Below are 21,392 nucleotides of genomic sequence, written 5' to 3'. Positions count from 1 at the left end.
CAAGAAATCGCATTTTTTGTTTATTATATTGATAATGATTTTTATTAACAATCATCTTTGAATTTCATTATTTATCCCTTTTTCTTTGGAAAATCAAAAGCATTTATCAAGTTAATAGTTAAATATATCTAATAAATAGAGAATGGCAGAAGAAAATCTTTACTTTGTAACTTATTGTTATTATTGCTAACTTATTGTTAATGGTGGACTAGTCATTTTGACTATTATTCAGTAGGAGAACAGTATGGCGTTAAATAATAAAGTCATTTTAGTTACTGGTGCGGCACAAGGAATTGGTCGCGGTATTGCATTACGCTTAGCAAAAGAAGGTGCCAATATCGCACTGGTGGATTTGAAAAAAGATAAACTTGAAGATGTTGCAAAAGAAATTGCAGCCTTAGGTCGTAAAGTGACAACATTTGCCGCAGATATCAGTCAACGTGACCAAGTATTTGCTGCGGTAGCTCATGCAGAAGCAGAGTTAGGTGGTTTCGATGTAATGATCAACAATGCAGGGATTGCTCAAGTTAAGCCAATCGCTGATGTTCGCCAAGAAGATATGGATTTAATCTTCAAAATTAACGTAGATGGCACTATGTGGGGCATCCAAGCGGCTAGCGAGAAATTCAAAGAGCGTAAGCATAAAGGTAAAATCATCAATGCTTCCTCGATTGCAGGCCACGATGGTTTCGCTATGTTAGGAGTGTACTCAGCAACTAAATTTGCGGTTCGTGCGTTAACTCAAACGGCGGCAAAAGAATATGCAAGTTCAGGTATTACGGTGAATGCATATTGCCCAGGTATTGTGGGTACAGATATGTGGGTTGAGATTGACGAACGCTTTGCAGAAATCACTGGGGCACCAAAAGGCGAAACCTACAAAAAATATGTTGAAGGTATCGCACTGGGTCGTGCTCAAACCCCTGATGATGTAGCAGGTTTAGTGGCATTCTTAGCCAGCGATGACTCTGATTATATTACAGGTCAATCAATTTTGACTGATGGCGGGATTGTTTATCGCTAATTCACATATGTGATATCAAAATTGAACTGATAGCCGCGTTGATTTATTCAGCGCGGCTTTTTTCATTAAGCGGCTTGCTTCTTAATATTAGTTAAAATAGCGTCTGCTTGTGTCCAAAGCAATGAACCGCCTTCTTGAGGATATAAGTAGCGGTTGCAGTTTAAAAAACGGCTGGCCAACACTTCACCAAAATCAGGGGAATGTACTGTGCTCATATCCAACTCGCCGTACCATAAGGAGGTAGGACATTGAATATTTTCAGGGGTAAAGCCCCATTCTTGCAAGGTGATTAATAAGTCTTGTACATATCCTTGGTTACCTTGAGCAAAAGCGCGCTGAATACAACTTGTATAGGCTGCAAGAAATTGTTCTTCATTGTACAGTTGTTGGTCTATTTCTGCACTGCAATTGAGGATAAAAGCTAATAGCCACTCTCCTGTTACATTCTTAAGTAGCCAATCGGATAAATTATCAGGCGTATTAAGCGCTTGTTCCTGCATATTCACAACATCGGCCGTTAATTTTGCGCGAGTATCTGGGTATTCAAATTGGTCTTGCCCAGAAACAATAGACAGTGAATTTGGCTGGCAATAATAGGCAATGGCCATCGCAAAGACCGCACCTTGGGAAAAGCCAATTACAGAAAAGGTATCAATAGATTGCTCATTTAAAAGCGCTTGGATATCCATAGCAAAACTTTTTAATGATTTTTTTGTTTGGAAGGTGGAGCCCCCAAGCCCTGCGCGTTCAGGAACAATTAAGCGAATATTTAATTGTTGCAGTAAATCTAACCCAAAGCCCAATGTGCCACTCATACCTGCTCCAGTACAAAAAATCACGGGGAAACCTGTTTTGGGGCCTGATTCAAACCAACACAATTGACGACCATCGGCTAACGTCATCGTATGTTGATGTAGATTGGTCACTGGAACGTTATACATATGAATTCCTAAGATAAAGCAAGTTTGGGCTGGGTGATAAGATAGGTCAGTTAATAATTATTCAAACTGGCATTGTTATAATTGCGATTTTAAAGTATTAAAGAGGTAAATTGCAAAATATTAGCTTAAATAATTATTGGGTAATTAGTATAAAGAGGGTGATATGGCATTTTCCGAGTCAGAAAAGCAAATTTTATTGGCTGTTAAAGGGGTTGGTCCCATGGTGATAAGCCGCTTAGAGCAAATGGGGTTTAGCTCATTAGCTCAATTAAGTGAAGCTTCTTATGATGAAATTTTAATTTCAGGAGCCGCATTAACAGGCTCAAGTTGTTGGAAAAATAGCCCTCAGGCCAAGAAAGCCGTTGAGGGGGCTATCTTGGCAGCAAAGCAAGCGCTTGGAACATCAAGTTAATGGGGGGGATGTTTTGTTTTCCATTTTTTACTGCGTAAAATATTAAGTACCTGTACTGCCATTGAAAAGAACATAGCAAAGTAAATATAGCCTTTTGATACATGGACTTGGACGCTTTCGAGTATCAGCGTAAAACCGACTAATATTAAAAAGGATAAGGCTAAAATTTTCACTGACGGATACCGGTCAACAAACTCCCCAATAGGTTTGGCGGCAACCATCATAATTAATACTGCAATAATTACCGCCGCCATCATGATGAATAAGTGATCTGACAGCCCAACGGCCGTGATCACAGAATCTAGACTAAAAATAATATCTAACAAAGCAATTTGTACGATAGCCCCCCAAAATGAGCTAATGCGCTTACTGGCAAAACTATTCTCATCTTCCCCTTCAATAGTGTCGAAAATCTCTTGGCTAGCTTTCCAAATGAGAAAAATGCCTCCTGCACACAAGATTAAATCGCGGGCAGATACCATATGCTCAGCAATGCTAAAAAGTGGTGTGGTGAGTCGTGATAACCAAGCTATTGAGGCAAGTAACGCAAGACGCATTACCATTGCTGCTATCAGCCCAGTACGCCTTGCACTATTTTGTTGGTGGGCAGGGAGCTTGCTGACGACAATACTGAGGAAAATAATATTATCTATGCCTAATACAATTTCTAATATTGTTAGTGTAGCCAGTGCCATCCACGCATTAGGGTCCAATATCCACTCAAACATCTTTGTACCTTCTAAATCAAATAAATAAACAGTGATAATTGTTTATCGTCTGCTTTGGTACAGGCGATGGGGGTTGTTAAGCAAGATTAAAATGCCGCGCTAATAAAGGCGCAGTGAAATCTTTCTTAAGGTAAAAACCACGTGGTAATGTCATGATTGGTTGACCAAATTCACCAATCGCTTCAGTTAGTGCTTTATTATTTGCTGCTTTGGGGCGAATTTGTAGTACTTGGCCATGCCGTGCCGTAATGGTTTCTACTTTACCTAACACGATGAGGTCCATTAACTCCTCCCAATCTTGCCGTAGCAATTGTTCTTCAAAAGGAGAAGGGCTCCAAATTAAGGGGTTAGCGACGCGCCGTTGGGCAAGAGGGATTTGTCTTTCTCCCTCGATTGGGAACCATAAAATTCGCGATAGCTTACGGCGTACATGGCTATTTTCCCATGTTAAACCACTGTTGCCCGTTAATGGTGCTACAGAAACGAAGGTGGTTTCTAATGGAACGCCGTGGCGGTCAATTGGGATGGTTTTTAATTCAATACCAATATGAGCGAAATCTTGTTCTGCTTTGCTACCTGCGCTGGCACCTAAAAAATACTCCAATAACATCCCAACCCAACCTTTGTCTCGTTTAAGATTAGGGGGGATTGGGATATTGGCTATTTGAGCGAGCTGACCCAGTGTATAGCCCGCGAGTGCTTGAGCCCTATTCATAAGGGTTGCTTCGTTTTCAGGTGGTTGCGGTGGTATAAATGGCATCATGATTTGGGTATTAGTGTGTAAAAAACGAACAAAAATAAATTACTGAATGAGGTGAGTATAACACTTTATAGCTATAAATTTTAACTATATGAAATATATGATAATATCATTAATTATTTACGTATATTAAAAACGATTTTAGAGGTTATTAAAGTTCCTCCCAAGATAATCACAGGATCATGCACTAGGTTATCCACAGGATTTCTGGATAACTGTTAAAAATAGGGAGCACTGTGTGCATTTACAGGCTTGACGAAACGTTTTTTTTGAAGTTTATCACAAAAAACGAGTGAGTTAAGCGCATATGTTGTGGATAAATACCTCGTTGTTTGATCTTTGTTCAGTTAGACTCCTAAGCGATTTAGTTAAAAAATTAACCAGTGGATAAAGTGGTGTTTTTGATTTTATTTGATTGATTTACCAATGTTTATTAGTTTCTGTTTTTTTTTGATAAAAAAAGGCGCTGGGGATATACCCTGATTACCATAGGGTTGTTAACATAGATATCCACAGAAAAAGTGAATAACATCCATATTATTGGCTTTGGCTGTTTATAACTATGAATGATTTACTTTTCAAAGACTACTTGCTAGTGAGTTTCTTACGGTATAATTATTTAAGTGAAGTGTAGAATTGTGATTATATCGATAATAAATAATACGCAAATAGCTAACCTCTAAATAGTTTGCGCCATAGCGAGACGACGAGGGAAGGTAGCTTGGGGGCGAACACAAGTATCTGATTGGAAGAGAGAGTGAAGCCTGAAAAAACAGGGCAAAAAAAAGCCGGCGAACCGGCTTGGTGATAAAACACCATTACTCTAAATGGGGGAGTTGGTCAGCAATATGCAAACCAAACGAGCTACTTACTGCTAACTATTATCGCTTGGTTTTAGAAAATTAAAATTGATGCATTTTTTGCCGGAGTTCCTCTTTTATGTCTAATTCACGCTTACAAAACCAATTCATCCGCCTTTGGCAACACTTTCAGGGGCAAGATAGTGAAACTACTCTGCAAAATATTGCAGATACCTTGTTTTGCTCTAGACGTCACGTTCGTACACTACTTAATAATATGCAATCTAATGGTTGGCTTAGTTGGCGAGCAGAATCAGGCCGAGGTAAACGCTCTACGTTAATCTTCCATGTAAATGGCTTAGAGTTACAGCAGGCGCAGGCTGAGCAATTACTAAAAGAGGAAAGTATAGAAAAGCTGGTGGCTCTTGTCGGTGATAAAGAAACTATTCGTCAAATGGTACTATCTGAATTAGAGCGCAGTTATCGGCAAGGTAAAAACTTACTACGCATTATCTATTATCGTGATTTTCCGGCGCTTTTACCTGGTGCGCCAATGCGTCGCTCAGAAATTCACTTAATGAGCCAGATTTTTAATGGGTTAACCCATATAAATGAGGAAAAAGGGGAAGTCGAAGATGGTTTAGCACATCACTGGCAGAGCATTAGTGATACTCGATGGCGCTTTTATCTACGCCCCGCAATTTACTTTCACCATGGAAGAGTAATGGTGGTAGATGATATCATTTCGTCACTATTACGCTTAAAAAGCTGCTGGCCGCTTTTTTCTCATATTCAATCTGTGTCGTCTCCCCAGCCTTATGTCATTGATATCACCCTCAGCAAGCCCGATAAGCAGTTGCCTTGGTTATTAGGTAGCCATCATGCCGCTATTCTACCTAAAGAATGGGAAAGTATAGAAAATTTTAGTCGTTGCCCTATCGGTACAGGCCCTTACCAAGTTGAAAAAAACTTGCCACAAAAACTGACTATTTCGGCTTTTGACCGCTATTTTGGCTATCGAGCGCTACTTGATGAAGTGACTATATGGGTGGTTCCTGAGCTATCAGAGCAAATGGTGTGTACCACATTAAAAATGGATGGCGATACACATCACAATGATTCATTGGAAAGTCGCATGGAGGAGGGGTGCTATTTCTTGCTGATGGATCAGCGTTCAGAAATTGCTCAACGTGAAGATGTCCGCAAGTGGCTATGCAGCTTTTTAACGCCAGTAAACTTACTTGCTCATTGCGAGCCGTTTTACCAGCGTCACTGGGCGCCTGCTTATGGTTTGTTATTACATTGGCACCATAGCAAAATGCTGACTTTATTTCCTAAACCTGCTGACCTAACTGAACTGACAGTCACCTTTTATCATCATCACCATGAGTTTTATGCGATAAGCCAAATAATGAAAAGGGTGCTACAAACACAAGGTGTTGAGCTTAACATCAATATTATTGATTATGATGATTGGTTTAATGGGGATGCGCCAAGCGATATTTGGTTAGCCACGGCAAACTTTTTTAAGCCACTGGAGTTTTCAATTTTTGCTACCCTATATGAAATGCCGCTATTACGTCAATGTCTTGGAAATACACTGGAAAATGAACTTTGTTTATGGAGAACTCACCAATTAGACGTTGAATCTTGGTGTGAAAGTTTAATTGACTCACAAATTTTCCATCCTATTTTTCATCATTGGCTTGAATTACAAGGTCAACGCACAATGCGTGGCGTTCGCATGAATACCTTTGGCTGGTTTGATTTTAAATCTGCTTGGTTTAAGCCTTCTGAAGATGTTCCTCGTCTTGAATGATGAGGCTTTACGGCGTTAGCGAGGGGATGTTCCACTTTATATCGTGAAACTACGCCTACTGAAGTAGGCGTAGAAACGGGTTTATTGCATAAAAGAGGGGATATTCTGCTCGTAATCTTTAATTTGGTCGACGTGTTGCAGCGTCAGCCCAATACTGTCCAACCCATTCATCATGCAATGACGGCGGAAACTATCAATCTCAAAATGATACGTTTTATCGCCTGCTGTGACTGTTTGCGCTTCTAAATCAACAGTGAACTGGCAACCTTCATGGCTGTTCACATAGTTAAACATTTCATCCACTTCTTGTTCGCTTAATTTGATTGGCAACAATTGGTTATTGAACGAGTTGCCATAAAAAATATCGGCGAAACTTGGGGCGATAACGACTTGAATGCCAAAGTCAGTCAGTGCCCATGGAGCATGTTCACGAGAAGAGCCGCAACCGAAATTTTCACGCGCCAGTAAAATACTTGCGCCTTTAAACACGGGTTTGTTCAAGACAAAATCAGGGTTAGGCTGCTGGCCATTTTCATCTAAAAAACGCCAGTCATTAAACAGATGTTGACCAAAACCAGTACGAGTAACTTTCTGCAAAAATTGCTTAGGAATAATGGCATCAGTATCAACGTTTGCGGCATCTAAAGGAGCAACAATGCCTACGTGGGTAATTAATTTTTCCATTGCTTTTCCCCTTAAATTTGAATGTCGCGAACGTCAGCAAAATGGCCATTAATCGCTGCGGCAGCAGCCATCGCTGGGCTAACTAAATGTGTACGACCAGCACGACCTTGGCGACCTTCAAAGTTACGGTTACTGGTTGATGCACAGCGTTCACCTGGATTTAAACGGTCATTATTCATGGCTAAACACATTGAACAGCCCGGTAAGCGCCATTCAAAACCGGCATCAATAAAAATTTTATCTAAACCTTCTTGTTCAGCTTGTGCTTTAACAGGACCAGAACCCGGAACCACAATCGCTTGAACACCGTCTGCGACTTTTTTACCTTTAGCAATTGCAGCCGCTGCCCGTAAATCTTCAATCCGTGAGTTGGTACATGAGCCAATAAACACTTTATCAATTTTTACATCTGATAATTTAATGCCTGATTGTAACCCCATATAAGCCAACGCTTTTTCTGCAGATGCGCGTTCAACTGGGTCTGCAAATGACTCAGGTGCAGGGATAGGCTGATTGATAGCAATAACTTGCCCTGGGTTGGTTCCCCAAGTAACTTGTGGTGCGATGCTACTCGCTTGAATAGTGACGACCTTATCAAATTTAGCATCATCATCTGTTTTCAACGTTTTCCAATATTCGACTGCGTCATCCCATTGTTGGCCTTTAGGTGCAAACTGGCGCCCTTTTATATAATTGAAGGTGGTTTCATCTGGTGCGATGATCCCAGCTTTAGCACCTAATTCGATAGCCATGTTGCACACCGTCATACGGCCTTCCATGCTTAAATTTTCGATGGCTTCACCACAAAATTCAACAATATAGCCTGTACCACCTGCGCTACCCGTCGTCCCAATGATAGCTAATACGATGTCTTTTGCTGTAATCCCTGCTGGGGCTTTACCGACAACTTCGATTTTCATGGTTTTGGCACGCGCTTGTTTCAGCGTTTGCGTTGCCATAACGTGTTCAACTTCAGAAGTTCCAATCCCAAAAGCTAACGCACCAAATGCTCCATGTGTTGCCGTATGGGAGTCACCGCAGACAATTGTCATTCCAGGCAGGGTGATCCCTTGCTCAGGGCCCATCACATGGACAATACCTTGATATGGGTGATTTAAATCATATAAAGTCACACCAAACTCTTGGCAGTTTTTCATTAATTCTTGCATTTGGATGCGAGCCATATCGCCACAAGCATTGATATCTTTTGTTTGTGTCGAAACGTTATGATCCATAGTAGCAAAGGTCTTACTCGGCTGATGTAACGGGCGGTTTTTAGTTCTTAACCCATCAAAAGCTTGAGGAGAAGTCACTTCATGTACCAGATGGCGGTCGATATAAATTAACGGGGTTTCATTTTCGACTTCCCGAATAACGTGCGCGTCATATAATTTTTGATATAAAGTCTTAGCCATGTTACACCCCTTCTGCAATATAACGAGCAATGGTATCGCCCATTTCACTGGTACTGATTGATTTACCTGTACCAGCTAAATCTGATGTTCTATAGCCTTCTTCTAAGGCTTTATTGACTGCACGCTCAATAGCATCTGCAGCGTCAGCTTGGTCTAAGCTAAATCTTAACAGCATAGAGGCTGATAGGATCTGAGCAATTGGGTTTGCGATATTTTTCCCTGCAATATCGGGGGCAGAGCCGCCAGCAGGTTCATACAAACCAAACCCAGATTCATTCAAACTTGCAGAAGGTAACATACCCATAGAACCAGTGATCATGGCGCATTCATCAGAAATAATGTCGCCAAATAAGTTAGAACATAACACCACATCAAATTGTGAAGGTGCTTTAATCATTTGCATTGCCGCGTTATCGATATACATATGGCTGATTTCAATATCTGGGTATTCTTTTGCAATTTGATTAACGACTTCACGCCATAACACTGAACTTTGTAACACGTTAGCTTTATCAATAGAGGTCACTTTTTTATTTCGCTTACGAGCTGATTCAAATGCAATACGTGCGATACGCTCAATCTCATAGCGGTGATACACCTCGGTATCAAATGCATATTCTTCGCTGCCTTCACCTTTACGGCCCTTTGGTTGACCGAAGTAAATACCACCTGTTAATTCACGGACACAAAGGATATCGAAACCTTGGGCTGCGATATCAGCACGTAAAGGGCAGAATGCTTCCAGTGCCTGATATAAACGGGCAGGGCGTAAGTTGCTGAATAATTTAAAATGTTTACGTAAAGGTAATAACGCACCGCGTTCAGGTTGGCTATCGGGTGGTAAATGCTCCCATTTTGGTCCACCGACAGAGCCAAATAACACCGCATCTGCTTCTTCGCAGCCTTGTACTGTTGCTTGTGGTAAAGGTTCTCCGTGTTTATCGATAGCCGCACCACCAACGTCATACTCTTTAGTATTAATAGTGATAGCAAAGCGTTTGCTAATGGCATCTAAAACTTTGTGTGCTTGCGCCATAACTTCAGGACCGATGCCATCACCCGGTAATACGGCAATTTTATAACTAGACATTGTTAAACAGCTTCCTTTGTGTTTGATTGTGATTCTTGGTTTATTTTTTGTTTTTCTATTTCGACTTGTTCTGAACGCCAAATGCTATTCAACACATGCACCATGGCTTTCGCTGAAGATTCGACGATATCTGTCGCTAACCCCATGCCGTGGAACTTACGGTTATGGCATTCAACCACGATATCCACTTGGCCTAATGCATTTTCACCGTGGCCTTTAGCTGATAACTGGTAAGATACTAATTTCATAGGGAATTTCGTGATGTTGCTGATGGCTTGGTAGATGGCATCAACGGGGCCATTGCCGGTTGCCGCTTCAGACTTCACTTCATCGCCACACTGCATTTTGACTGTTGCTGTTGCGACAATGCTAGAGCCTGATTGTGTACTGAAATAGTCCATCACGAAGTGGTCAGTTTCATCTTGTTGTTTCGTAAAGAAAGCCAAGGCTTCTAAGTCATAGTCAAAGACTTGACCTTTCTTATCGGCTAAATTCAAAAATGCAGTATATAATTCATCCAATTTGAAGTCTTTACCTTCGTGATACCCCATTTCTTCCATACGGTGTTTAACGGCAGCACGGCCTGAACGCGAGGTTAAATTCAATTGTTGTTCTTTTAAACCGATAGACTCTGGCGTCATAATTTCGTAGGTTTCACGGTTTTTCAAGACACCGTCTTGGTGAATTCCTGATGAGTGAGCAAATGCGTTGCTACCTACAACCGCTTTATTGGCTGGGATTGGCGTATTACATAATTGGCTAACTAATTGGCTGGTACGGTAAATTTCTTTGTGATTAATATTGGTATGCACATTTAACATTTGTTCGCGCAATTTAATTGCCATAATCACTTCTTCTAATGCTGTGTTGCCAGCACGCTCGCCTAAGCCATTGATAGTCCCTTCAACTTGGCGGGCACCGGCTTGCACAGCACTGATTGAGTTAGCAACGGACATCCCTAAATCATCATGGCAATGAACAGAAATTACGGCTTTGTCGATATTGGGCACACGGTTATACAAATCAGTGATAATGCCGCCAAACTGGTAAGGCGTTGTGTAACCGACAGTATCTGGGATATTGATTGTCGTTGCACCTGCATTAATAGCCGTTTCTACAATGCGACATAAATTGTCAGGGTCAGTACGGCCCGCATCTTCACAGGAGAATTCAACGTCATCGGTATAGCGTCTAGCGCGCTTGATGGAATTGATTGCCATATCCATTACGCCATCAAAGGATTTATTTAATTTTTTCTCCATATGCAAATTGGAGGTGGCTAAGAAAATATGGATACGAAAGGCTTCGGCAACCTTTAATGACTCGGCTGCAACATCAATGTCATTTTCAATACAACGTGCTAATGCACAGATTCGGCTATTTTTAATTTCACGAGCGATGGTTTGGACTGACTCGAAATCACCTGGAGAGGAGACAGGGAAACCCGCTTCAATAACATCAACACCTAAACGCTCTAAGGCGAAGGCAATTTGTAATTTTTCTTTGACTGACAAACTTGCCTGCAATGCCTGCTCACCGTCCCGTAAGGTGGTGTCGAAAATAATAACTTGGTTGCTCATATTGTGTTCCTCATCTCGAATTTTATTTTATTAAACCAATCGTTATGTTCTTTTAAAGCCGCAGGCATAAAAAAACCCGCGGGTTGCGCGGGTTCTTAATGTTTGTGGACAGTGTCTTGCTATTTTCCGTCCATAAGCATACCGCGCAAGTTTAATGCGAGTAGTAGTAGGCTTAGTAGGCGGATAGAAAACATCATTTTAAACTGTCTCTCTTATGTTGCTTAATTAACTGTATTTATTGATACGTGATCTCATGGTTAATGTCAATCTTAGATTTTTCACATATTTTTACCAATCATGAATTACCTCTAAAAACTAGGGGTTGTGACTAAAATTTATAATTTATATGACGTTTTTACCTATATTTACTGGCTGAAATAAGGGTAAAATTCTTTTGGTGAAATAGTTGTGCGGATTAATTCATGTAATCTATTGTTTTTTAACTATTTCTTTGTTTTTGTATGTGGGTGATGGATTAAAAGAGGGAAATGAATCATGTTCACTGATGGTTTTCAATTAAATTAATTATCTAATAAATATATAATTAAAAAATAATCTGATAATGCGAATATTTCTTGAATTCACACACGATTTATTATGATTTCTTTCACAAATTGTTTTATTATTTTTACTGAGAGTGATTGTTCGCTTAATAAGTAACCATCATTCATTACTTTAGTGAATATTTACGTTTTAATAATGATATTTATACTGTGAATCTAATTAATGGGTAAAATAATATAAACGTCGTTTTAATAAATGCAGGGAAAGCGAAATGACTTATTATCTATAAGTTGTTTTAAACATAATATTTAATGAATTTATATATTCGTCGGTTTTTTCTCGATGAATGAGCCTTTTCATTAATGAAAAATGATAAATATATTTAGTGGAGTAAAAAATGACTGATTTTGATACGATTTTAACAGCCAAAAAAGACAATGGTGATATTCATTTGCGTAATGTTGATTTAAACTTATTAACGGTTTTTGATGTTGTCATGCAGATGCAAAACGTGACAAAAGCGGCTCAAGTTTTAGGGATGTCTCAACCCGCTGTAAGTAATGCGGTTTCTCGTTTAAAATCCATGTTTAATGATGAGCTGTTTGTTCGGTATGGTCGGGGTATTCAACCAACATCTCGTGCTAAACAGTTGTTTGGCCCCGTTAGGCAAGCGTTGCAGTTAGTACATAATGAATTACCTGGCGCAGGGTTTGACCCACAAGATAGCGAACGAATGTTTAATTTGTCTATTTGTTCTCCATTAGATATTCGCTTAGCTGCAATTATTGTCGCGAAATTTAAAATAGTATCACCTAATATTAATATTTTTATTCATTCATTTATGGATAACAACATTGCTCATCAATTAAAATATCAAGAAATAGATTTTTTCCTTGGCTATAGCCAATTCGAAAAACCCGAATATCAACAACAAATTTTATTTGATGATGAATTAGTATTAGTTGCATCAAACCATCACCCTCGTATTGGAAATACTATTTCTGCTATTGAAATAAACAATGAGCGTCATGCTATTGTTGCTATGGATAATATTGGCTCATTCAGTAAGCCTTATTATTATAATACTGAATTATCTGACAACGTGAGTTATCAAGGAACTGATTTAAACAGCGTGCTTAATATTGTTGCTCAAACTGATTTAGTGGCATTTGCACCAAAATGGTTGGTTGAACATTACTCAGGTCAATTCAAATTACGTTCGCTAACATTACCGTGGGAAAATAACACACGCCCTTGTTATTTAACGTGGCACGAGTCAACGGCAAGGGATAAAGGCCACCAATGGATGAAGTCTCAATTCAACCAAATGATTGCAGGGCTAACTGAGCAGGCGGCAGCGGCATAATTATTTTGGGCGTTAACTAAAGCTAGAGGAACAGACGTAATGGTTTTCAGTTAGTTGTCAGGGTGAGGCCAATGCAGCTAAAGGGTATTAACAAGCACGATTAATCTCCCTTCTAAAAACTACCTATAAAACAGAATAGGCACTACAACAGCATAACTAACTCATTATAGTGAGAACTATGATGAGTTTTGTAGTGCATATAACATTTGCAAAAAATTTACATATAAATGCTTTCCACGCTTCCCTTTAGTCGATACACTTCGAATATTCAGCTAACAGTTGTAAGCTGAAATTGTAAGATAGCTAAGTGCTTGTGAGCAAACCGAGCAACTTATATTGATAATGGCCGATAGGAAATTAACTTTGATTACTGAAAATCTATATCCATACCACTTGGTTAATCGCTTACGTAGCAGAATTAATGCACAAGAGTCAGCGAACCGGATAGCTTTCAGTCAATGGGATTGCGGGCAACAAAGCTCGTTAACATGGAGTGAGGTTGGTGAACGCACTTCTGCGATTTCTCGCCGCCTTTTGGCGTTACAAGTTGCAACGCAAGGTAATATTGGTCTCTTTGCTCATAACAGTATGGACTGGTCGCTTGTTGACTTTGCGGCTTTGCAAATTAGGGCGGTCACCGTTCCACTTTATGCAACCAGTAGCGTTGAGCAAGCAGCCTATATTGTTAATGATGCAAATATCAACATTCTTTTTGTTGGGGAAGACGTTCAATATCAGGTCGCTTGCCAGCTACCAGCACTTTGTCCACAGTTAAAAATGATTGTCGTGATGAATGAGAGCGTGGAGCTGATCGGTAGCTCCGTAGAAACGATGCATTTGTCGGCATTTATGTCTCAAGCTAAGCCTGAATTTCAAACTGAGTTAGATGCCCGTATTGCGGCGCATAATCTTAGTGATTTATTTACGATAATCTATACATCAGGGACCACTGGTGAGCCGAAGGGGGTCATGTTGGACTACTACAACATGGCGGCGCAATTGTACCTTCATGACCAACGGCTAAAATTAACAGCGGATGATATTTCTTTGAGCTTCTTGCCGCTTTCCCATGTGTTTGAGCGTGCTTGGAGCTTTTATGTGATGCACGTGGGGGCTTTAAATGTTTATCTAACCGATACCAACAATGTACGTGAAGCTCTCGCCGATGTTAAACCAACCGTCATGTGTGCGGTACCGCGTTTCTATGAAAAAGTGTATAGCGCGGTACAAAGTAAAGCGGCTAAACAACCGTGGTTACGCAGGGGGTTATTTAACTGGGCAATTTCGCTAGGTAAAAGCCGCGTCAATGCCATAGCAAAAGGTCGCCAGCCTTCATTGTTTAACCGGGGTCTTTTCCCTCTCGCAGATAAACTAGTATTGAGTAAAGTTCGTGCTGGTTTAGGTGGGCGAATTCGCTTTATGCCAGCAGCAGGTGCTCGTCTAGATGATGACGTGATTGCCTTTTTTCTTTCAGCAGGTGTCGATATCAAATATGGATACGGCATGTCAGAAACCTGTGCCACGGTATCTTGCTGGGAAGAAGGTAAATACCCGTTAGGGTCTATTGGCACACCATTATCAGCAGTCTCTGTACGTATTGGTAAAGATGACGAAATTCAAGTCAAAGGCCCTGTCGTCATGAAAGGCTACTATAATCGGCCAATAGAGACCTTAGACACTTTTACATCTGATGGTTGGTTAAAAACTGGGGATGCAGGGAAAATCGATGCCCACGGTAACCTCTATATTACAGATAGACTGAAAGATTTAATGAAAACGTCTAACGGTAAGTATATTGCTCCACAAATGATTGAAGGCGTTTTAGGGCAAGACAAATTTATTGAACATATAGCCGTTATTGCTGATGCACGTAAATTTGTTTCTGCGCTGATCGTACCTTGCTATGACAGTTTGGAAGAGTACGCTAATTCAATTAATTTGAAATATCGTGACCGTTTAGAGCTCTTAAAAGACTCAAAAATTGTGGCGTTGTTTGAGTCCCGCTTAAAAGACTTACAAAAGAATGTAGAACATTTTCATCAAGTTAAACGTTTTACCTTATTACCGACTACTTTTACGATGGAACAAGGGGAATTAACCCCCACATTGAAGTTGCGCCGTAAAATTATTTCTGAGCGCTACCAATTAGAAATTGAAACTATGTATAAAGAATAATAGATATAGAAACTAAAGCCATTCAAGCTAACTTACTTGGGTGGCTTTTTTGTTTATGAACCTTGTGATTTTTGCAACTGACAATGCGAAGGGAAATTCCACTGATTTTTTAGCTAAACTAGTCATTCAACCTCCTATTTTTTTCATATATAGTCAATCTACCTACCAACGACTGATGTTCAAGATTATCTGAAAGTTTAATGTACTTGGTGCTGAAAATGATGTTTGCTTCGTTTCAGCCGGAGCGATATGTTAATAGCACTAATTCACCTATTTTAATGATAAAAATAAAGGGGTAATTGATACCTCTTAACTTGCAAATAATGTCTGGGGGCAAACTCATGGAGATGTTGTCGGGAGCTGAAATGGTCGTCAAATCATTGATTGACCAAGGAGTAAAGCACGTGTTTGGTTATCCAGGCGGTGCAGTATTAGATATTTATGACGCACTTCACACTGTTGGTGGGGTAGAACATATTTTAGTGCGTCATGAACAGGCTGCGGTGCATATGGCAGATGGTTACGCTCGTTCAACAGGGGATGTCGGCGTGGTGCTTGTGACATCGGGTCCTGGTGCAACGAATGCAATCACAGGGATAGCGACAGCATATATGGACTCTGTTCCGATGGTCGTGTTATCAGGGCAGGTTGCTAGTTCGCTAATTGGCAATGATGCTTTCCAAGAATGCGATATGGTTGGTATTTCTCGTCCAATAGTTAAACACAGCTTTTTAATTAAAGATGCACAAGAGATCCCTGAAACAATCAAAAAAGCTTTTTATATTGCAGCTAGCGGTCGTCCGGGTCCGGTGGTCATTGATTTTCCAAAAGATACCGTTAATCCGGCTTTAAAATTTGCTTACCGTTATCCAGACAGTGTCTCTTTGCGTTCTTATAACCCAACGTTGCAAGGGCATAAAGGCCAAATAAAAAAAGCGCTATCTAAGCTAGTCGCAGCAAAAAAACCGGTTTTTTATATTGGTGGGGGTGCCATCAATGCAAATTGCTCCGCAGAAATTATTGAACTGGCTGAGAAACTGCAATTGCCGGTAGTATCCACACTAATGGGGTTAGGGGCTTTCCCTGAAACTCACCAGCAGTCTGTTGGTATGCTAGGTATGCATGGTACCTATGAAGCCAATAAGGTTATGCATAACTCGGATGTTATTTTTGCAGTTGGTGTGCGCTTTGATGACCGCACAACCAACAATTTAGAAAAATACTGTCCAAACGCGACGGTCATTCAAATTGATGTTGACCCAACGTCTATCTCAAAAACGGTTAATGCGGACATTCCTATTGTCGGAGATGCCAAATTAACACTAAAACAAATGCTGGGTCAGTTAGAGCAAACATCATCACAACAAGACAGCCAAGCGCTCAAAGATTGGTGGAAAGATATAGCGCAATGGCGTACTAAACAATGTTTGCGTTATGAAACTAACTCAACAAAAGTTAAGCCCCAGCAGGCGATTGAAATGATCTATCGTTTAACGAATGGGGAAGCCTATGTCACGTCTGATGTAGGGCAACATCAAATGTTTGCTGCATTATATTACCCTTTTGATAAACCACGTCATTGGATTAACTCAGGTGGCTTAGGCACGATGGGGTTTGGTTTGCCAGCTGCATTAGGGGTGAAATTAGCACACCCTAAATCAACGGTTATTTGTGTGACTGGCGATGGCAGCATCCAAATGAATATTCAAGAGCTTTCAACCGCGCTGCAATATGGTTTGCCAGTTGTCGTACTTAATTTAAATAACGGTTTCTTAGGTATGGTGAAACAATGGCAGGACATGATTTACCAAGGTCGCCATTCACAATCTTATATGGAATCATTACCTGACTTTATTAAGTTAGCAGAGGCTTATGGTCATGTGGGGATTTCAATCTCCTCACCTGATGAACTTGAAACCAAGTTGCAACAAGCCCTCGTTGAGGTGAACGAAAATCAACGGTTAGTATTTGTTGATATTAATATTGATGAAACTGAGCACGTCTATCCAATGCAAATCCGTGGTGGGGCAATGGATGAAATGTGGTTGAGCAAAACAGAGAGGACCTGATCATGCGTCGTATTTTATCCGTTTTATTAGAAAATGAATCAGGTGCTTTGTCCCGCGTCATAGGTCTGTTTTCTCAACGTGGTTATAATATTGAAAGCCTAACCGTCGCACCAACGGATGACCCAACCTTGTCACGAATGACCATCCAAACTAAAGGTGATGCAAAGGTGCTTGAGCAAATAGAAAAGCAATTGCATAAACTGGTTGATGTTTTGCGTGTCAGTGAGCTAACAGCGTCAGCACATATTGAACGCGAGGTCATGTTAGTGAAGCTACAAGCTTCCGGTTATGGGCGTGATGAAGTGAAACGTTGTGCTGATATTTTCCGTGGGCAAATCGTAGATGTGACTCCAACGCTTTATACCGTTCAGCTAGCGGGAACAAGCGAAAAACTCGATGCTTTTATCGAATCTGTACGCGGTGTTGCTGAAATTGTTGAAGTTGTGCGCTCAGGGATCGTCGGTGTTTCACGTGGTGATAAAATTATGCGATGAAAAATTTATCTTCCAAAGGTAGAATACTCGCGTTTAAGGCTCCGAATGACTCGGAGCTATTCCCAAAATTGTAAAGAGGTTAACGTGAAACTGGATGAGATAGCCCGTCTAGCGGGTGTTTCCCGCACAACGGCTAGTTATGTGATCAACGGCAAGGCCAAGCAGTATCGAGTCAGCGATAAAACTGTAGAAAAAGTGATGGCAGTCGTCAGAGAGCACAATTACCATCCAAATGCAGTCGCGGCGGGTTTACGTGCAGGTCGTACCCGTTCTATAGGGTTAGTGATCCCTGATCTGGAAAATACCAGCTATACCCGTATAGCGAACTACCTTGAAAGGCAGGCACGTCAGCGTGGTTACCAATTACTCATTGCGTGCTCAGAAGACCAACCAGACAACGAAATCCGCTGCGTTGAACACCTTCTGCAACGGCAAGTTGATGCCATTATTGTTTCAACGGCACTACCCCCAGAGCACCCGTTTTACCAGCGTTGGGCAAACCGTTCTTTACCTATTATTGCACTCGATAGAGCCCTTGAAAAAGAGCACTTTATTAGCGTAGTAGGGGATGACCAAGAAGATGCTTTCATGATTTCAGCAGAATTGCGTAAGTTTAAAGCTGAATCGGTATTGTATTTAGGGGCATTACCTGAGTTATCTGTCAGCTATTTGCGTGAGCAAGGTTTTCGTAAAGCATGGAACGAAGACCCTCGCCAAGTTGATTATTTATATGCAAATAGCTATGAACGGGATTCAGCAGCGGAAGTTTTTGCCCACTGGCTTGATAGTGGTAATGAAATGCCTGATGCGTTGTTCACGACGTCATTCTCCTTGCTACAAGGGGTACTTGATATTGCGCTTAAACGCAGCGGTCGTTTACCGGAACACATGGTCATTGCCACCTTTGGTGATAACGAACTGTTAGATTTTCTGGGGTGCCCTGTGCTTTCCCTAGCTCAGCGTCATAGAGACATAGCAGAACGTATCTTAGAGTTGGTATTAGCCAGCCTAGATGAAAAACAAAAACCGGAACCGGGTGTCACCCGTATTCGTCGTGATTTATGTCGTCGTGGAAGTTTAGGTCGTAAGCAATAATTACTCGCTTTAACTTTAGCCGAACAGTTAATTATTTATGCGATAATGAGTGATGTTAATCACAAAAATGAGTAAGATAACGGCCCCTACACAGTAGGGGCTTTTTTTTATATGCAAAAATAGGTAAATATTTAACTTTAGGAATTATCTTAAAATATTTATTAACCATTTAACAGTGAAAGCTAAATTAGCGGATTAGAGTGAGAATTCGAGTCTGACTGTTTTATAAAAAATTAGTTTGTAAATCTTCTATAAATTAATACTGTTTATTAAAACAGTTATTTATTGGGTTGAAATATAATGGTTTTATTTTTTTACAGGGGTGTTTTTGCTGTGATTATATATTAGTGGTTGTTTTAAGACCAAGTAAACCCAAAAAATTGGTGAGAGATGCACGGATTAAAAATAAAACATAGGTCAGACTTATAACAAATTGTTTGATTTTTAGTCAAATTATCATAATTTAGCTTATTTAGACTGTGTTCTATAAAATATGTCAATTATATCAATCTGTTATTTCTTATTTTCTTTCCTAGTAAGATTTTACCCGCCATTATTTTTTCTGAATTGTTCTGTAAATAAAGCTAAAGCTCAATCTGACTGGCTTGACAAGGTTTTCATACCATTCGTAAACTTTATATGTGGTGAATTGTGGGGTAAAGTGGGTGGCTTGGAAATAAAAGGGGTTTAATCGGGTATGTTTCGTGGGGCAACACTGGTTAATCTCGACAGCAAAGGGCGTTTAACCGTGCCTACTCGTTATCGAGGAATGCTGAACGAGGAATCAAAAGGGCAAATGGTTTGTACCATTGACCTTCACCAGCCATGCCTGCTGCTTTATACCTTACCCGAATGGGAGATCATCGAAGAAAAACTTTCTCGGTTATCGACCATGAACATTGCAGAACGGCGCGTACAAAGGCTTTTGCTTGGCCATGCAAGTGAATGCCAAATGGACAATGCGGGGCGTCTTTTGTTAGCTAGTACATTGCGTCAACACGCAGGGCTAACCAAAGAGGTCATGTTGGTTGGCCAGATTAATAAATTTGAACTTTGGGATGAACAAACTTGGTATCAGCAAGTGGATGACGATATTGCCGCTGAACGCCTTACCAATGAACCACTTTCAGCCCGCTTACAGGATTTGTCACTATAACAATGACGCAACAGCAATTTAAGCACGTAACAGTATTATTGGATGAAGCCGTTAATGGCTTAAATATTCAGCCTAATGGGGTATACATCGACGGCACATTTGGTCGCGGTGGGCACTCCCGTCTGGTTTTAAGCCAACTGGGTGAACATGGTCGATTGATAGCCATTGACCGTGACCCAGAAGCCATAAAAGCAGCACAAAGTATTGATGACCCTCGTTTTATGATTAAACATGGGCCGTTTTCTGATATAGCAGCCTACGTAGAAGAAGAAGGTTTAGTGGGTAAAGTTGATGGGGTCTTGTTGGATTTAGGTGTTTCTTCGCCGCAATTAGATGACCCAGAAAGGGGGTTTTCCTTCATGCGTGATGGGCCATTAGACATGAGAATGGACCCAACGAAAGGCCAGTCAGCACAACAATGGCTGATGAACGCTGAGGTAGATGACATTGCTTGGGTACTTAAAACATTTGGTGAAGAGCGTTTTGCTAAGCGTATCGCAAGGGCGATCGTTGAACGTAATCACAATCCAGAAGAAGAGCCATTAACTCGTACGCGGCACCTTGCTGAATTAATTGCCAAAGTTAGTCCAATGAAAGACCGACATAAGCACCCAGCAACCCGCAGTTTTCAAGCGATTCGTATTTATATCAATAGCGAATTGGAAGAAATTGAGCAGGCATTAGAGGGGGCGATGAATGTACTTGCTCCAAATGGGCGTTTATCTGTAATTAGTTTCCACTCTTTGGAAGATAGGCTAGTTAAACGATTCATTCGCAAAAATAGCAAAGGGCCTACTGTACCTGCGGGGATACCCCTCACGGAGAGTCAAATAAAGGAACTCGGTGCTGCGAAATTACGCGACTTAGGGAAAATGAAGCCTTCAGATAGGGAAATAAACGAAAATCCACGCGCACGTAGCTCTGTGCTGCGTTTTGCAGAGAAGGCGGGGCAATAATGGTTCCTGAAAGGCACAGCCTAGCACGCGTGATTGGGCGCGATTTATTCCGTTATGGCGTTGTTCCTTTGATTTTATTAGCTGCAATTATTGTTAGTGCAATATTTGTGGTGACCACGGCACATGAGACACGTTTGTTAACTGCTGCGAAAGACAGGCTCTACGAAGAGAAAGACTCGCTAGATATTGAATGGCGCAATCTGATCCTTGAGGAAAATGCATTAGCGAGCCATAGCCGGATAGAACGTTTGTCTATTGATAAATTACAGATGGTACAAGTTGAACCATCACAAGAAAAAATTATTGTTTCTAAACAATAAAAAG

Annotated in this window: 18 protein-coding genes; 11 read left to right on the top strand and 7 right to left on the bottom strand. The window is 40.7% G+C overall.

From position 1 onward, the window contains the following. Positions 1–244 precede the first annotated feature (244 nt). Complete coding sequence (locus P3L56_RS14775; protein WP_042845147.1) at positions 245–1,024, top strand: acetoin reductase; 780 nt, start codon at positions 245–247, stop codon at positions 1,022–1,024. Between the two features lie 65 nt (positions 1,025–1,089). Here P3L56_RS14775 and P3L56_RS14770 read toward each other — a convergent pair whose 3' ends face one another. Then, on the bottom strand, positions 1,090–1,965 hold the full coding sequence (locus P3L56_RS14770; RefSeq protein ID WP_042845145.1) for an alpha/beta fold hydrolase: 876 nt from the start codon (positions 1,963–1,965) through the stop codon (positions 1,090–1,092). A gap of 163 nt (positions 1,966–2,128) precedes the next feature. Between P3L56_RS14770 and P3L56_RS14765 the strand changes: the two genes are divergently transcribed. Next, positions 2,129–2,377, top strand: coding sequence for a Pathogenicity locus (locus P3L56_RS14765; RefSeq protein WP_042845143.1), 249 nt, complete (start codon positions 2,129–2,131; stop codon positions 2,375–2,377). Here the strand turns inward: P3L56_RS14765 and P3L56_RS14760 are convergent. Both P3L56_RS14760 and mutH read right to left on the bottom strand, forming a co-directional pair. Next, positions 2,374–3,105: a TerC family protein gene (locus tag P3L56_RS14760; RefSeq protein ID WP_042845141.1), complete on the bottom strand. Its 732-nt coding sequence runs from the start codon at positions 3,103–3,105 to the stop codon at positions 2,374–2,376. The two genes, P3L56_RS14765 and P3L56_RS14760, sit on opposite strands and share 4 nt — an antisense overlap. Before the next feature lie 76 nt (positions 3,106–3,181). After that, positions 3,182–3,865 (bottom strand): DNA mismatch repair endonuclease MutH, encoded by a 684-nt coding sequence (gene mutH, locus P3L56_RS14755; protein ID WP_042845420.1) that lies wholly within the window; start codon positions 3,863–3,865, stop codon positions 3,182–3,184. A gap of 939 nt (positions 3,866–4,804) precedes the next feature. Between mutH and sgrR the strand changes: the two genes are divergently transcribed. Further along, positions 4,805–6,484, top strand: a complete 1,680-nt coding sequence (sgrR, locus tag P3L56_RS14750; protein WP_198860833.1) for an HTH-type transcriptional regulator SgrR — start codon at positions 4,805–4,807, stop codon at positions 6,482–6,484. Positions 6,485–6,565: 81 nt separating this feature from the next. Here the strand turns inward: sgrR and leuD are convergent, their stop codons facing one another. The 4 genes from leuD to leuA are packed head-to-tail and all read right to left on the bottom strand — an operon-like array spanning position 6,566 to position 11,253. Further along, positions 6,566–7,168, bottom strand: a complete 603-nt coding sequence (gene leuD / locus P3L56_RS14745) for a 3-isopropylmalate dehydratase small subunit (RefSeq protein ID WP_042845138.1) — start codon at positions 7,166–7,168, stop codon at positions 6,566–6,568. A gap of 11 nt (positions 7,169–7,179) precedes the next feature. After that, a complete protein-coding gene (gene leuC, locus P3L56_RS14740; RefSeq protein ID WP_129466228.1) occupies positions 7,180–8,583 on the bottom strand; it encodes a 3-isopropylmalate dehydratase large subunit in 1,404 nt (467 codons plus the stop codon). Position 8,584: 1 nt separating this feature from the next. Further along, complete coding sequence (gene leuB, locus P3L56_RS14735) at positions 8,585–9,673, bottom strand: 3-isopropylmalate dehydrogenase (protein ID WP_048607947.1); 1,089 nt, start codon at positions 9,671–9,673, stop codon at positions 8,585–8,587. Positions 9,674–9,675: 2 nt separating this feature from the next. Continuing rightward, positions 9,676–11,253 (bottom strand): 2-isopropylmalate synthase, encoded by a 1,578-nt coding sequence (gene leuA / locus P3L56_RS14730; protein WP_042845133.1) that lies wholly within the window; start codon positions 11,251–11,253, stop codon positions 9,676–9,678. 901 nt (positions 11,254–12,154) lie between these two features. Between leuA and leuO the strand changes: the two genes are divergently transcribed. The 8 genes from leuO to ftsL all read left to right on the top strand — a co-directional run bounded on the left by leuO (position 12,155) and on the right by ftsL (position 21,388). Beyond that, complete coding sequence (gene leuO / locus P3L56_RS14725) at positions 12,155–13,123, top strand: transcriptional regulator LeuO (protein WP_042845131.1); 969 nt, start codon at positions 12,155–12,157, stop codon at positions 13,121–13,123. A gap of 342 nt (positions 13,124–13,465) precedes the next feature. Beyond that, on the top strand, positions 13,466–15,298 hold the full coding sequence (locus tag P3L56_RS14720) for an AMP-dependent synthetase/ligase (RefSeq protein WP_166685527.1): 1,833 nt from the start codon (positions 13,466–13,468) through the stop codon (positions 15,296–15,298). 341 nt (positions 15,299–15,639) lie between these two features. Further along, positions 15,640–17,367 carry an acetolactate synthase 3 large subunit gene (gene ilvI, locus P3L56_RS14715; RefSeq protein ID WP_042845418.1) on the top strand — a complete coding sequence of 576 codons (1,728 nt, stop codon included), beginning with the start codon at positions 15,640–15,642 and terminating at the stop codon, positions 17,365–17,367. Positions 17,368–17,369: 2 nt separating this feature from the next. Then, the gene (gene ilvN / locus P3L56_RS14710) at positions 17,370–17,861 is read left to right on the top strand and encodes an acetolactate synthase small subunit (protein ID WP_042845128.1); all 492 of its coding nucleotides are present in this window, start codon (positions 17,370–17,372) and stop codon (positions 17,859–17,861) included. 84 nt (positions 17,862–17,945) lie between these two features. Beyond that, on the top strand, positions 17,946–18,956 hold the full coding sequence (gene cra / locus P3L56_RS14705) for a catabolite repressor/activator (RefSeq protein WP_042845417.1): 1,011 nt from the start codon (positions 17,946–17,948) through the stop codon (positions 18,954–18,956). 697 nt (positions 18,957–19,653) lie between these two features. Then, positions 19,654–20,112 (top strand): division/cell wall cluster transcriptional repressor MraZ, encoded by a 459-nt coding sequence (mraZ, locus tag P3L56_RS14700; protein WP_042845126.1) that lies wholly within the window; start codon positions 19,654–19,656, stop codon positions 20,110–20,112. 2 nt (positions 20,113–20,114) lie between these two features. Beyond that, positions 20,115–21,068, top strand: a complete 954-nt coding sequence (gene rsmH, locus P3L56_RS14695) for a 16S rRNA (cytosine(1402)-N(4))-methyltransferase RsmH (protein WP_129466226.1) — start codon at positions 20,115–20,117, stop codon at positions 21,066–21,068. Next, entirely contained in the window at positions 21,068–21,388 is a 321-nt protein-coding gene (gene ftsL / locus P3L56_RS14690; protein ID WP_048607944.1) for a cell division protein FtsL, read from the top strand. Before rsmH ends, ftsL begins: the two co-directional genes overlap by 1 nt. Positions 21,389–21,392: the final 4 nt, after the last annotated feature.

It is taken from the genome of Providencia sp. PROV024, assembly GCF_032709665.1.
GTDB lineage: Bacteria > Pseudomonadota > Gammaproteobacteria > Enterobacterales > Enterobacteriaceae > Providencia > Providencia huashanensis.
Note: the sequence above shows the minus strand (reverse complement) of the source record. Positions and strands in the feature narration are given on the sequence as shown.

Excerpts from the sequence above, each read along its gene's own strand:
- P3L56_RS14775 (WP_042845147.1), top strand. The coding sequence starts at position 245 with ATGGCGTTAAATAATAAAGTCATTTTAGTTACTGGTGCGGCACAAGGA.
- P3L56_RS14770 (WP_042845145.1), bottom strand. The coding sequence starts at position 1,965 with ATGTATAACGTTCCAGTGACCAATCTACATCAACATACGATGACGTTA.
- P3L56_RS14765 (WP_042845143.1), top strand. The coding sequence starts at position 2,129 with ATGGCATTTTCCGAGTCAGAAAAGCAAATTTTATTGGCTGTTAAAGGG.
- P3L56_RS14760 (WP_042845141.1), bottom strand. The coding sequence starts at position 3,105 with ATGTTTGAGTGGATATTGGACCCTAATGCGTGGATGGCACTGGCTACA.
- mutH (WP_042845420.1), bottom strand. The coding sequence starts at position 3,865 with ATGCCATTTATACCACCGCAACCACCTGAAAACGAAGCAACCCTTATG.
- sgrR (WP_198860833.1), top strand. The coding sequence starts at position 4,805 with ATGTCTAATTCACGCTTACAAAACCAATTCATCCGCCTTTGGCAACAC.
- leuD (WP_042845138.1), bottom strand. The coding sequence starts at position 7,168 with ATGGAAAAATTAATTACCCACGTAGGCATTGTTGCTCCTTTAGATGCC.
- leuC (WP_129466228.1), bottom strand. The coding sequence starts at position 8,583 with ATGGCTAAGACTTTATATCAAAAATTATATGACGCGCACGTTATTCGG.
- leuB (WP_048607947.1), bottom strand. The coding sequence starts at position 9,673 with ATGTCTAGTTATAAAATTGCCGTATTACCGGGTGATGGCATCGGTCCT.
- leuA (WP_042845133.1), bottom strand. The coding sequence starts at position 11,253 with ATGAGCAACCAAGTTATTATTTTCGACACCACCTTACGGGACGGTGAG.
- leuO (WP_042845131.1), top strand. The coding sequence starts at position 12,155 with ATGACTGATTTTGATACGATTTTAACAGCCAAAAAAGACAATGGTGAT.
- P3L56_RS14720 (WP_166685527.1), top strand. The coding sequence starts at position 13,466 with ATGGCCGATAGGAAATTAACTTTGATTACTGAAAATCTATATCCATAC.
- ilvI (WP_042845418.1), top strand. The coding sequence starts at position 15,640 with ATGGAGATGTTGTCGGGAGCTGAAATGGTCGTCAAATCATTGATTGAC.
- ilvN (WP_042845128.1), top strand. The coding sequence starts at position 17,370 with ATGCGTCGTATTTTATCCGTTTTATTAGAAAATGAATCAGGTGCTTTG.
- mraZ (WP_042845126.1), top strand. The coding sequence starts at position 19,654 with ATGTTTCGTGGGGCAACACTGGTTAATCTCGACAGCAAAGGGCGTTTA.
- rsmH (WP_129466226.1), top strand. The coding sequence starts at position 20,115 with ATGACGCAACAGCAATTTAAGCACGTAACAGTATTATTGGATGAAGCC.
- ftsL (WP_048607944.1), top strand. The coding sequence starts at position 21,068 with ATGGTTCCTGAAAGGCACAGCCTAGCACGCGTGATTGGGCGCGATTTA.